Here is an 11360-nt window from a genome sequence, read left to right as displayed (position 1 = left end):
CGGCAGGCGCGGAGTGGCGAAGGTTTAAGCGGAAAGTTTGCCGGTCTGGGCGACTTCGTCCAGTCGCTGCTTCATATCGTTGAGATTGCGCAGCAAATCGTGGTCTGCGTCGGTCGCCGTGTCGCCCTTTCCGGTAATGACAAAATGATAGTGTTCTTCACGACAGGTCGCCGTGTATTCATACGCCCCGTCCGGCAGCGCTTTTTTGTCGATTGACAGTGACATACATCCTCCTTTCAGTCGGTATCTCTTAAAAGGTAGAGTATTTTCGCCCGTCGCGTCGGCCTGCGCGCGCGTTATGGGATGGCAGAAAGCTCGGCAAGCCGGAAATGGTCCGGTTTGAATACACGCGTGCGACATGGCGCCTGAAAAAGCCAGGTTTCATCCGGCGCCAGATGAAAGGTAATCGCGGTGGTATAGCCCACCACCATACCGTTACGCAGCAGGTTAAACGCCACATAGACCTGGCGGAATGAGTGATCGGTGAGGTTTTTTACCATGCCTTCAATACGCAGTTTACCGGCTTCGGATTTAACAAAATGCACGTCGGTGAGCGCGACGGAATGCAGGCCGGCAATCGCTACGGGCGCGACATCCGCCTGCGCGGTGGGCATAAGGAGTGAGCACACGAGCGCACACAGGATTAACATTTTTTTCATGGGATCTCGGGTTACACTGCGGACAACCACGCCCGCGGTCAGGTTTGCGCAAAATGCTAACCGATTCATAACCCCGATTTAACCAGTAAATCCGCTAAAGGGTAAAGGGATATGAATTTCTGCGTAAGGGCAGCTTTTGCTGGCAGATCATTAAAGCGCTTAAAAGAAGGTCCAACAGCCATGCAAAGCGTCGTCGTGCTGTGCCTGGCGCTGCTTGCAGGCTGCGCGCCGGGCGAACACCTTGATAAGCGTTACACCCATGAAACGCCTGTTGCGGTGGACCGTCAGGGGCAAAACTTCTGCCTGCGCCTGCCGCTGCAAACCGGTGAGCAAATTGTCTTTGCGATGGTTTACAACGTCAATGTCCCCCAGCAGCAGGTTATGCTGCCGAAAACCAAGCAGGCGTTGTCGGGTGCGTTTTGCGTAACCCCCGCTGAGTTCAGGTTTATGCCGGGCGAGAATTATCTCATGGTGATCGAAGCAAACTCGGCCAGTGATAATAAGAAATCTACCCGCCGCGCCTTTAGGGCGGCGATTCACCCGTAAACTAACGCGCGTAAGTAAGGCTGTCTTAAAACAAGCGTGGAATGCAACACTCACGCGCTTTCAGCAGCTGATTTTCAACGTTTGCAGGAGAGGGATGTCGGTTAAAAATGGCGAGCGCATCGCCGTTCTCAACGCACGTTTGACCTGACAGCCCCACTGGTGCCCCAGCGGCAAAGTGGCTGATATCTCACTATCCATTTTATCAACCACTTCACCTGGCGTTAGTGTTTTATCATCACATGGCGCACCACGGTGTAATCCTCCAGCCCGTACATCGACATATCCTTGCCGTAGCCGGAGAGCTTCTGGCCGCCGTGGGGCATTTCGCTCACCAGCATAAAGTGGGTGTTAACCCAGGTGCAGCCATATTGCAGGCGGGCGCTGAGGCGATGCGCGCGGCCAACGTCGCGGGTCCACACCGAGGACGCGAGACCATATTGCGAATCGTTGGCGAACGTCAGCGCCTGGGCTTCATCCTCAAACGGCGTTACGCTGATAACCGGGCCGAACACCTCACGCTGCACAATGGCGTCCTCCTGCTTTGCGCCTGCCAGCACCGTCGGCTTGAAGAAATAGCCCGGTCCGTCAACCTTCTCGCCGCCCGTCACCACGCGAATGTGCGCCAGCGCTTTCGCGGCCTCTACCGCCTGGCTTACACGCTCCAGATGCGCCTGCGAACTGAGTGGCCCAAGCTCGGTCGTTTCATCGTCCGGCGCGCCATATTTCAGGCTGCTCACCGCCGCCCCGAGTTTTTCCACCAGCGCGTCGTAAATCCCCTGCTGTGCATAAATGCGACACGCGGCGGTACAATCCTGCCCCGCGTTATAAAAACCGAAAGTACGAATGCCTTCCACAACCGCATCAATATCGGCATCGTCAAACACCAGCACCGGCGCTTTACCGCCAAGCTCCATATGGGTGCGCTTAATCGATGACGCGGTGCGACTAATAATATGTTCGCCTGTGGCAATGGAACCGGTCAGCGACACCATGCGGACTTTTTCATGGCCGGTCAGCGGATCGCCCACCGTCTGGCCGCGGCCAAACAGCACATTCAGCACGCCCGCGGGGAAGATATCGCGGGCAATCTCTGCGAGTTTAAAGGCGGTCAACGGCGTGATTTCAGACGGTTTCAGCACCACACAGTTACCCGCCGCCAGCGCGGGCGCAAGCTTCCAGGCGGCCATCATCAGCGGGTAGTTCCAGGGCGCGATAGAGGCTACCACCCCCACAGGATCACGGCGGATCATGGACGTGTGGTCCTCCAGATATTCACCTGCCGCGAGGCCATTTAAGCAGCGCGCAGCGCCCGCAAAGAAGCGAAACACATCCGCCACCGCCGGGATCTCATCACCGGCCACGCAGTGCAGCGGTTTACCGCAGTTTTTTGATTCGAGCTGCGCCAAAATCCCGGCGTTCGCCTCGATAGCATCCGCGAGTTTCAGCAGCGCCTCAGCGCGCGCTTTTGGCGTGGTGAGGCGCCAGGTTTCAAACGCCGCGTCGGCGGCATTGACCGCCGCGTCCACCTGCTGTGCGCTGGCTTCCGCAATCTCAATCAGCACCTCGCCGGTGGCGGGGTTATAAACCGGCAGGCGTTCGCCCTGGCCTTCCACCAGCGCGCCGTTAATCAGTAATTGACTCTGCATAGCGTATTCCTTTGAGGTTATTTGCCGCTACCGGCGACAGTTTCATCATCGCGCGTCAGCCACCAGGCCCCGAGGATAGGGATCATGGTGAGGAGCATGACACACAGCGCCACCATGTTCGTCACCGGCACATCACGCGGTCGCCCAAGCTGGTTAAGCAGCCACAGCGGCAACGTGCGCTCGTGGCCTGCGGTAAACGTGGTGACAATAATTTCATCAAACGAGAGCGCGAAGGCGAGCATACCGCCCGCCAGCAGTGCCGTGCCGAGGTTGGGCATGACCACATAGCGAAAGGTTTGCCAGCCGTCGGCGCCCAAATCCATTGAGGCCTCAATTTGGCTCCAGGCGGTACGCCGCAGCCTGGCGATAACGTTATTGAACACGACAACCACGCAGAAGGTGGCGTGGCCGACCACCATGGTGAGAAAGCCGGGTTCAATGTTGAGCTGATTGAAGGCGGTTAACAGCGCGATACCGGTGATGATCCCCGGCAGCGCGATGGGCAACAGTAGCAGCAACGACACCGCATTTTTGCCGAAAAACTCCCGCCGCCAGAGCGCGGCGGCGGCGAGCGTACCGAGGATCATCGCCAGCAATGTCGCCAGCAGCGCCACTTTAAGTGACAACGTCACCGCATCGAGGATATCTTCACGCTGCGCGGCCAGTGCAAACCACCGCAGCGTGATGCCCTTTGGCGGAAAACTGAAGGCCGACGCTTCCGTGTTAAAGGCATAGAGCGCGATGATGGCGAGCGGAAAGTGCAGGAAAACCACACCACCCCAGGCGGCGAGTTTAAGTAACCAGGGCGCGCGTTCAGAGTGCATTAAACGCTCCCAGGCGCTTCACGAACGCCAGATAAATCGCAATCAGGACAATCGGCACCAGCGTAAACGCGGCGGCCATCGGCATATTGCCAATGGCGCCCTGCTGGGAATAGACCATGTTGCCGATAAAAAAGCCCGGCGGCCCGACCAGCTGCGGCACGATGAAATCGCCGAGCGTTAATGAAAAGGTAAAGATCGATCCAGCCGCAATGCCCGGCACCGCCAGCGGCAGCACGACATGGCGGAAGGTTTGCGCGGGTTTGGCACCGAGATCGGCGGAGGCTTGCAGTAACGATGGCGGCAGCCGTTCCAGCGCCGCCTGCACCGGCAGGATCATAAACGGCAGCCAGATGTAAACAAACACCAGAAACCGCCCAAGCCCGGAGGTAGACAGCGTGTTGCCGCCGATCCCAGGCACCATCAGCAGCGCGTTCAATGCGCCTTCCAGCCCCAGATGTTGCAAAAACCATTGTGCCACGCCGTCGCGTGCCAGCAGCAGCGTCCAGGCGTACGCCTTTACGATATAGCTCGCCCACATCGGCAACATGACTGCGATATAAAAAAACGCCTTCAGCTTGCCGCGCGTGTAACGCGCCATATACCACGCCATCGGAAACGCCAGCACCGCACAGGCAATGGAGACCGCGATCGCCATCACCAGCGTGCGCAGGATGATGTCATAGTTGGCCGGACTGATAAGCGCGTACAAATTGGCGAGCGTCAGATCCGGCGTCACTGACATCGTAAAGTCATCGAAGGTGTAAAACCCCTGCCAGAGGAGCGTCAGCAACGAGCCAAAATAGACTATCCCGAACCACATCAGCGGCGGCAGGAGCAGCAGGAACAGCCAGAGGGTCGGTCGCTGCCATAAGAACGTGGCGCAGCGGCGCAGCGGGCCGCCGGTACGCGCAGGAGGTGAAAGCGTCATATCCATCTCACCCCTCCCCGCGAAGCGGGATCATCGCGGCACGCGCCCATGAGGCGGTCACCGCCTGGCCTGCCCGCAGCCACGCGGCTTCTGGCGCGGGTGACGAATTGGCCTGGCTGACCAGCAGTTTTTCGCCATTCTCCAGCACCAGTTCAAAACGTGTGGCCGCGCCCTGAAACTGCACCGCCTGTACCGTACCGCGCACTTCGATTTCACCGGGTTCGTTAAGCCGGATATGCTCCGGGCGCAGCGAATACTGACCCGGCGCGCCGCCAACCTGTTGCAACAGGGCGTCGCCGAGCACATTAGCGGTGCCGACGAAGCCCGCGACAAACGGCGTACGCGGATGCATGTAGAGTTCGCGTGGCGCATCGACCTGCTCAATACGCCCGTTGTTAAATACCGCCACGCGGTCGGACATCGACAGCGCTTCACCCTGGTCGTGCGTGACAAACACAAAGGTGATGCCGAGCGCGCGTTGCAGATTTTTCAGCTCTACCTGCATCTGTTCGCGCAGCTTAAGATCGAGTGCGCCGAGCGGCTCATCAAGCAGCAGCACGCGAGGCTGGTTAACCAGCGCCCGGGCGATGGCGACGCGCTGACGCTGCCCGCCGGAGAGCTGGGACGGTTTGCGCGCATGGGTAAACCCGAGCGCGACCCTCTCCAGCGCCTCGCGAGCGCGGGTAAGCCGCGTTTTCTTATCAATGCCTTTAACCATCAACCCATAGGCGACATTCTCCAGCACCGACATATGCGGGAACAGCGCGTAATCCTGAAAGACGGTGTTGACGTCGCGCTCCCACGGCGGTAGCTCGCTCGCTTCGCGACCGAAAAGCCGGATAGCGCCTTCGCTGAGCTGTTCAAAACCCGCAATCATGCGCAGACAGGTCGTTTTGCCGGAGCCGGATGGCCCAAGCATCGAGAAAAACTCCCCGTCTTCGATGGTCAGACTGACATTATCCACCGCGCGCACGTCACCGTAATGGCGCGACACCTGCTGAAATTCCACTGCATATGCCATACGTCCCCCGCGCTTAGCGACCGCCCATAATGGCGATGTAATCCTGCGTCCAGCGGCTGTACGGCACATATTTACCGCCCTGCGCGACCGGCGTTTTCCAGAAGGCGATTTTGTCGAAGAAGGTGAAACCGTTTGTGTCGCAGCCTTTCTCGCCAAGCAGCGTGCTGGCCTTACAGCCTTCCGGCACCGCCGGAAGCGAGCCGAACCAGGCCGCCACGTCACCCTGCACTTTTGGTGTCAGCGACCAGTCCATCCATTTGTAGGCGCAGTTGGGGTGTTTCGCGTCAGCGTGCAGCATGGTGGTGTCCGCCCAGCCGGTGACGCCCTCTTTCGGGAAGACGGTCGCAATGGGCTGGCCTTCGTTTTTCAGCGCGTTCGCCTGATACGGCCAGGCGCTGGCCGCCACGACACCTTCGTTTTTGAAATCGCTCATCTGTACCGTGGTGTCGTGCCAGTAGCGGTGGATCAGCTGATGCTGATCGCGCAGCACTTTCAGTACCGCGCCGTATTGCGCCTCAGTAAGCTGGTAAGGGTCGGTGATGCCGAGTTCCGGCTGGGTTGCTTTGACGTAGAGCGCGGCGTCAGCGAAATAAATCGGCCCGTCATAGGCCTGCACACGGCCCTGGTTTGATTTGCCGTCTGCAAGCGTCTGTTTCACAAACAGTACGGCCCAGCTTTCGGGCGGCGTCGGGAAGGCTTTGGTGTTATACATCAGCAGGTTCGGCCCCCACTGGTATGGCGTGCCATACACTTTACCGTTCAGGTTGAACCACTCGCCCTTCACAAGCCGCGGGTCAACGTTTTTCCAGTTAGGGATAAGTGCGGTGTTAATCGGCTGGACACGTTTGCCCATGATCAGGCGCAGTGAGGCATCGCCGGAGGCCGTCACCAGATCGTAACCGCCTTTCGCCATCAGGCTTACCATCTCATCCGATGTCGCGGCGGTTTTCACGTTCACGCGACAACCGGACGATTTTTCAAACTCGGTCACCCAGTCGTAGGCTTTGTCTGTCTGGCCGCGCTCAATGTAGCCAGGCCAAGCGATGATATCGAGGCGGCCTTCACCCTGGCCGATTTCAGAAGGCGGCTCGGCGGCGCTGACGACGCAGGTCGTCAGGCACAGCGCAGCAGCCGCGCTAAGCGCGAAGGATTTGCTCATGTCGTTACTCCTGTCTGAATTATTTGTCGGCCGCCGTGCCGTAAAAATATCTCCCAAAATAACCATATACAGGCGTCGATAAACGCGCCTGCGGGTGTCTGTGGAATTTATTCAGGTTGTGACAAACCGCGCACTGTTTATGGTTTCATGCCCTATGTTGCATAAACGACGTGACGGTTTTTCACAGTGTAGACAGGCGCTTAGCGATGTGAAGGCTTTTCCGTTAACTATTATGATTTCGTATGCGTGCGCGCCATCACTATTAACAGAAATAATCCCCTGGAATACGCCTTCGGGGTGAATGGTTTTTTATTTCGGCAATAACCTGTTCTTTATTTGAGAATATAAATACAGCGCACAATGCGCATTATCGCGCGCCACTTACGACTGCGGCGCGGCGGCAAGGGCGTCGCGGATGAGCGTGCCTAAGGTTTTGACCGCCTGCTCTTCACGCTCGCTCCAGGCCCAGGAGGCATTAAAGCGGAAATAGTTATGCCACAGCGCGCCGGTGGTAAACATTTTCCCAGGCGCGATGCTTATCTGATGCGCCAGCGCGCGCTCGTGCAGGTGACCGGCATCAAGGTGTGCAGGCAGCTCAACCCACAAGAAATAGCCGCTTTCGCTGCGGTGGATTTTGACGGCCTGCGGAAAATGGCGGCGCAGCGACTGCCACGCGGCCTGTTTACGTTCGGCAAGAAGACGCCGCAATCGCCGCAGATGGCTGTCGTAGCGTCGGGTGGCGAGATAATCCACCAGCGCCATTTGCATCGGCGAGCTTGTAGAGAGCGTGCTCATGAGCTGCAACTGCTGGATGCGCTGCGCATGACGTCCCGCCGCCACCCAGCCGATGCGAAACCCGGCTACCAGACATTTAGAAAATGAGGAGCAGTGCAGTGTTAGCCCCTGATTATCCCAGGCTTTGACCGGCAGCGGCTTTTCACGTCCATAATAAAGTTCGCTGTAAACGTCATCTTCAATCAACACCACCTGATGCTTTTCGAGCAGCGCCATCAATTGCTGCTTTTTCTCCGCGCTCAGCGTGAAGCCGAGCGGGTTCTGGGCATTGCTCATCAGCCAGCAGGCTTTCACCGGATATTCCTCAAGGGCTTTTTCGAGTGCGTCGAGATCGATGCCTTGCTCTGCATCGGTGGCGACCGACAATGCCTTGAGCCGCAAGCGTTCCAGCGCCTGTAGCGCGCCGTAAAAACAGGGATTTTCGACAATCACCCAGTCGCCGGGCTCAGTCACGGCCTGAAGGCTTAAATTGAGCGCCTCCAGCGCCCCGGCAGTGATGACAATTTCGTCCGGCGAGATATTCATGCCCTGCATCGCGTAGCGACGGGCGATAGCGTGGCGCAGCGCCTCATTGCCCGGCGGCAGATTTTCGATAACGCTCATGGCGTTGGCCGAGCGGCTGACGCTTGAGAGCGAACGGTTAAGCTGCGCCAGCGGAAAGAGGCGCGGGTCCGGGAAAGCGGAGCCAAACGGCACGACGGCGGCGTCGGTGCTCGCCTGCAGGACATCGAAAATGTAGGTGTTGATATCGACCTGTTCGTCACGCGTCACCTGTTCAAGCGCCTGCGGCGCGCGAAGCGTCGGTGTTGGCGCCACGTAATAGCCCGACTGCGGCCGCGCCACGATGATGCCCTGGCTCTCCAGCGTCTGATAGGCGTGGCTGACGGTCATAAAGCTCATACCGCTGTTCGCCACCTGCTCGCGAAGCGAGGGCAGACGGTCGCCGGGGTGCCAGACTCCAAGCGCTATCTGATCGGTGATTTGCTGCGCCAGCCGCTGGTATTTTTTCATCGCACCTCACGGCATCCGGCCGCATGGAAAAGAGTTAACGGAAGGCGGCTATCATCGTGCCGTCTGGTTAGATCAGGCAAGCAAAATCGCAACTTTTTATTTAACTGTTATAGTCAAATAACCTCGTTCTGTTTCTGCACGTTCGTGCCGGCCCTGATTACCATGAACACGGACAACTTTCTGTCATGAGGTTTGCATGTTTGGTTTAGATGCGTTTCATCTGGCAAGGATACAGTTTGCCTTTACTGTCTCTTTCCACATTATTTTCCCCGCGATTACCATCGGTCTTGCCAGTTACCTCGCAGTGCTGGAAGGGCTGTGGCTGAAAACGAAAAATCCCGTCTGGCGCTCGCTCTACCATTTCTGGTCGAAAATCTTCGCGGTTAACTTCGGCATGGGCGTGGTCTCGGGCCTGGTGATGGCTTATCAGTTCGGCACCAACTGGAGCGGTTTTTCCCAATTCGCCGGGAGTATTACCGGCCCGCTGCTCACCTATGAAGTGCTGACCGCCTTCTTCCTCGAAGCCGGTTTCCTCGGCGTGATGCTGTTTGGCTGGAACAAGGTGGGGCCAGGCCTGCACTTTTTCTCCACCTGTATGGTGGCGCTCGGCACGCTGATTTCTACCTTCTGGATCCTCGCGTCCAACAGCTGGATGCACACGCCGCAGGGTTTTGAGATCCACAACGGCCAGGTGGTGCCGGTGGACTGGGTGGCGGTCATTTTCAACCCGTCGTTCCCCTACCGCCTTCTGCATATGTCCATTGCCGCGTTCTTAAGCAGCGCGTTTTTTGTCGGCGCGTCCGCCGCCTGGCATCTGCTGCGCGGTAACGACACGCCCGCGATTCGCAAGATGTTCTCGATGGCGCTGTGGATGGCGCTGCTGGTCGCCCCCATTCAGGCGATGATTGGCGATATGCATGGCCTGAATACGCTTAAATACCAGCCTGCGAAAATTGCCGCTATCGAAGGCCACTGGGAAAACCCGCCAGGCGAGGCGACGCCGCTGACACTGTTTGGCATCCCCGATATGGACGAAGAGCGCACTAAATACGCGCTGGAAGTGCCGAAACTCGGCAGCATTATCCTGACGCACAGCCTGGATAAACAGGTCCCCGCGCTAAAAGCGTTCCCGAAAGATGAGCGGCCAAACTCCACTATTGTCTTCTGGTCGTTTCGCATTATGGTCGCGATGGGGCTGTTGATGATCCTGCTCGGCGTGGTGAGCGTGTGGCTGCGCTATAAAAACCGGCTCTACACCTCAAGACCGTTCCACCATTTCGCGCTCTGGATGGGGCCTGCCGGGCTTGTCGCGATTCTTGCAGGCTGGGTGACAACCGAAGTGGGTCGCCAGCCGTGGGTCGTGTACGGGCTACAACGCACGCGTGACGCGGTCTCCGGCCATGGCGATCTGCAGATGAGCCTGAGCCTGATTGCCTTTATCGTGGTTTATACCTCGGTCTTTGGCGTTGGCTACAGCTATATGGTGCGGCTTATCAAGAAAGGACCGCAGCCGCTGGATGATATCCCGTCCAGCACCGACGGCAGACCCGCGCGCCCGCTGTCGGCGGCAGGCGAATCTCTGGATAGCGCCGAGGAGAAAGCATAATGGGCATCGACCTCTCTATCATCTGGTTTGTGATTATTGTCTTCGCCACGCTGATGTATATCGTGATGGACGGCTTTGATCTGGGCATCGGTATTCTGTTTCCGTTTGTGCGCGACGGTCATGACCGCGACGTGATGGTGAACAGCGTGGCCCCCGTCTGGGATGGCAACGAAACCTGGCTGGTGCTGGGTGGCGCGGGCATGTTCGGCGCCTTCCCGCTGGCGTATGCCGTTATCATTGACGCCCTGACTATTCCGCTCACGCTGATGCTGATTGGCCTTATCTTTCGCGGCGTGGCGTTTGAGTTCCGCTTTAAAGCGACACCAGCGCACCGCCCCTTCTGGGATAAAGCGTTTCTGAGCGGATCTATTCTCGCCACTTTCTGTCAGGGCATCGTGGTAGGGGCGGTGATCAACGGCTTTAAGGTGACCGGTCGCACGTTTAGCGGTTCGGCGCTGGACTGGCTGACGCCGTTTAATCTGTTCTGCGGTGTCGGTCTGGTCGTGGCGTATGCGCTGCTTGGCGCAAGCTGGATCGTAATGAAAAGTGAAAACCAGCTGCACCACAATATGCGTCGCCTGGCGCGCTGGCTGCTGCTGGCGTTGCTCGCGGTTATCGCTATTATCAGCGCCTGGACACCGCTTGCGCATCAGGCGGTGTCGGAGCGCTGGTTTACGTTCCCGAACCTCTGGTTCCTGCTGCCGGTGCCGGTACTGGTGGCGCTCTTCAGCCTCTGGCTGTGGCGGCAACTGGCGAATACCGAAAGCCACACGCTGCCGTTTGTACTGACGCTTGGGCTGATTTTCTTAGGGTTCAGCGGGCTTGGCATCAGCATCTGGCCGAATATCATTCCGCCCGACATTACCCTGTGGGAAGCCGCGGCACCGCCGGCAAGCCAGGGCTTTATGCTGGTCGGGGCGCTGCTGATTATCCCGTTAATCCTGGTCTATACCTTCTGGAGCTACTACGTGTTCCGCGGCAAAGTACAGCATGGGGAGGGTTATCACTGATGCAACGTCACGATTCTCCTTACTGGAAAAAACTGCTGTGGCTGGTGGTTATCTGGTCGGCAAGCGTTCTGGCGCTGGGCGCAGTCAGTATGGTGCTGCGCCTGTTGATGAGCGCGGCGGGATTAAAAACACATTAATGTCTCTGGGCCAGCCGC

Annotated in this window: 12 protein-coding genes; 4 read left to right on the top strand and 8 right to left on the bottom strand. The window is 58.1% G+C overall.

The features are described 5' to 3' along the window. Positions 1-24 precede the first annotated feature (24 nt). Both AFK62_RS09290 and AFK62_RS09285 read right to left on the bottom strand, forming a co-directional pair. Positions 25-225, bottom strand: a complete 201-nt coding sequence (locus tag AFK62_RS09290) for a hypothetical protein (RefSeq protein ID WP_007665347.1) — start codon at positions 223-225, stop codon at positions 25-27. Positions 226-296: 71 nt separating this feature from the next. Next, positions 297-659, bottom strand: a complete 363-nt coding sequence (locus tag AFK62_RS09285) for an FxLYD domain-containing protein (RefSeq protein WP_032983966.1) — start codon at positions 657-659, stop codon at positions 297-299. 180 nt (positions 660-839) lie between these two features. Here AFK62_RS09285 and AFK62_RS09280 point away from each other — a divergent pair, with 180 nt between their 5' ends. Further along, the gene (locus AFK62_RS09280) at positions 840-1205 is read left to right on the top strand and encodes a putative T6SS immunity periplasmic lipoprotein (RefSeq protein WP_007665351.1); all 366 of its coding nucleotides are present in this window, start codon (positions 840-842) and stop codon (positions 1203-1205) included. Between the two features lie 221 nt (positions 1206-1426). Here AFK62_RS09280 and patD read toward each other — a convergent pair whose 3' ends face one another. From patD to AFK62_RS09250, 6 genes are all read right to left on the bottom strand, one after another. Further along, positions 1427-2851 carry an aminobutyraldehyde dehydrogenase gene (gene patD, locus AFK62_RS09275; RefSeq protein ID WP_007665356.1) on the bottom strand — a complete coding sequence of 475 codons (1425 nt, stop codon included), beginning with the start codon at positions 2849-2851 and terminating at the stop codon, positions 1427-1429. A gap of 17 nt (positions 2852-2868) precedes the next feature. After that, positions 2869-3675 carry an ABC transporter permease gene (locus AFK62_RS09270; RefSeq protein ID WP_007665358.1) on the bottom strand — a complete coding sequence of 269 codons (807 nt, stop codon included), beginning with the start codon at positions 3673-3675 and terminating at the stop codon, positions 2869-2871. Next, positions 3665-4609: an ABC transporter permease gene (locus tag AFK62_RS09265; RefSeq protein WP_053531859.1), complete on the bottom strand. Its 945-nt coding sequence runs from the start codon at positions 4607-4609 to the stop codon at positions 3665-3667. The genes AFK62_RS09270 and AFK62_RS09265 overlap by 11 nt, the downstream gene beginning before the upstream one ends. A 1-nt stretch (position 4610) precedes the next feature. Then, complete coding sequence (locus AFK62_RS09260) at positions 4611-5624, bottom strand: ABC transporter ATP-binding protein (protein WP_032983967.1); 1014 nt, start codon at positions 5622-5624, stop codon at positions 4611-4613. 13 nt (positions 5625-5637) lie between these two features. After that, on the bottom strand, positions 5638-6783 hold the full coding sequence (ydcS, locus tag AFK62_RS09255) for a putative ABC transporter substrate-binding protein YdcS (RefSeq protein WP_007665364.1): 1146 nt from the start codon (positions 6781-6783) through the stop codon (positions 5638-5640). Positions 6784-7164: 381 nt separating this feature from the next. Beyond that, the gene (locus AFK62_RS09250; protein ID WP_007665367.1) at positions 7165-8589 is read right to left on the bottom strand and encodes an aminotransferase-like domain-containing protein; all 1425 of its coding nucleotides are present in this window, start codon (positions 8587-8589) and stop codon (positions 7165-7167) included. A gap of 196 nt (positions 8590-8785) precedes the next feature. Here AFK62_RS09250 and AFK62_RS09245 point away from each other — a divergent pair, with 196 nt between their 5' ends. Genes AFK62_RS09245 through AFK62_RS21120 form a run of 3 tightly spaced genes read left to right on the top strand, consistent with a single transcriptional unit; the run spans position 8786 to position 11342 of the window. Beyond that, the gene (locus AFK62_RS09245) at positions 8786-10195 is read left to right on the top strand and encodes a cytochrome ubiquinol oxidase subunit I (protein ID WP_007665371.1); all 1410 of its coding nucleotides are present in this window, start codon (positions 8786-8788) and stop codon (positions 10193-10195) included. Then, the gene (gene cydB, locus AFK62_RS09240; RefSeq protein WP_007665373.1) at positions 10195-11205 is read left to right on the top strand and encodes a cytochrome d ubiquinol oxidase subunit II; all 1011 of its coding nucleotides are present in this window, start codon (positions 10195-10197) and stop codon (positions 11203-11205) included. The genes AFK62_RS09245 and cydB overlap by 1 nt, the downstream gene beginning before the upstream one ends. Next, positions 11205-11342: a DUF2474 domain-containing protein gene (locus AFK62_RS21120; RefSeq protein ID WP_007665374.1), complete on the top strand. Its 138-nt coding sequence runs from the start codon at positions 11205-11207 to the stop codon at positions 11340-11342. Before cydB ends, AFK62_RS21120 begins: the two co-directional genes overlap by 1 nt. Positions 11343-11360: the final 18 nt, after the last annotated feature.

It is taken from the genome of Cronobacter condimenti 1330 (genome assembly GCF_001277255.1).
Taxonomy (GTDB): domain Bacteria; phylum Pseudomonadota; class Gammaproteobacteria; order Enterobacterales; family Enterobacteriaceae; genus Cronobacter; species Cronobacter condimenti.
The sequence above is the reverse complement of the archived record's forward strand: the minus strand, read 5'-3'. Positions and strand labels throughout refer to the sequence as shown.

Excerpts from the sequence above, each read along its gene's own strand:
- cydB (WP_007665373.1), top strand. The coding sequence starts at position 10,195 with ATGGGCATCGACCTCTCTATCATCTGGTTTGTGATTATTGTCTTCGCC.
- AFK62_RS09285 (WP_032983966.1), bottom strand. The coding sequence starts at position 659 with ATGAAAAAAATGTTAATCCTGTGTGCGCTCGTGTGCTCACTCCTTATG.
- AFK62_RS09245 (WP_007665371.1), top strand. The coding sequence starts at position 8,786 with ATGTTTGGTTTAGATGCGTTTCATCTGGCAAGGATACAGTTTGCCTTT.
- AFK62_RS09280 (WP_007665351.1), top strand. The coding sequence starts at position 840 with ATGCAAAGCGTCGTCGTGCTGTGCCTGGCGCTGCTTGCAGGCTGCGCG.
- AFK62_RS09270 (WP_007665358.1), bottom strand. The coding sequence starts at position 3,675 with ATGCACTCTGAACGCGCGCCCTGGTTACTTAAACTCGCCGCCTGGGGT.
- AFK62_RS09260 (WP_032983967.1), bottom strand. The coding sequence starts at position 5,624 with ATGGCATATGCAGTGGAATTTCAGCAGGTGTCGCGCCATTACGGTGAC.
- AFK62_RS09265 (WP_053531859.1), bottom strand. The coding sequence starts at position 4,609 with ATGGATATGACGCTTTCACCTCCTGCGCGTACCGGCGGCCCGCTGCGC.
- ydcS (WP_007665364.1), bottom strand. The coding sequence starts at position 6,783 with ATGAGCAAATCCTTCGCGCTTAGCGCGGCTGCTGCGCTGTGCCTGACG.
- patD (WP_007665356.1), bottom strand. The coding sequence starts at position 2,851 with ATGCAGAGTCAATTACTGATTAACGGCGCGCTGGTGGAAGGCCAGGGC.
- AFK62_RS09290 (WP_007665347.1), bottom strand. The coding sequence starts at position 225 with ATGTCACTGTCAATCGACAAAAAAGCGCTGCCGGACGGGGCGTATGAA.
- AFK62_RS21120 (WP_007665374.1), top strand. The coding sequence starts at position 11,205 with ATGCAACGTCACGATTCTCCTTACTGGAAAAAACTGCTGTGGCTGGTG.
- AFK62_RS09250 (WP_007665367.1), bottom strand. The coding sequence starts at position 8,589 with ATGAAAAAATACCAGCGGCTGGCGCAGCAAATCACCGATCAGATAGCG.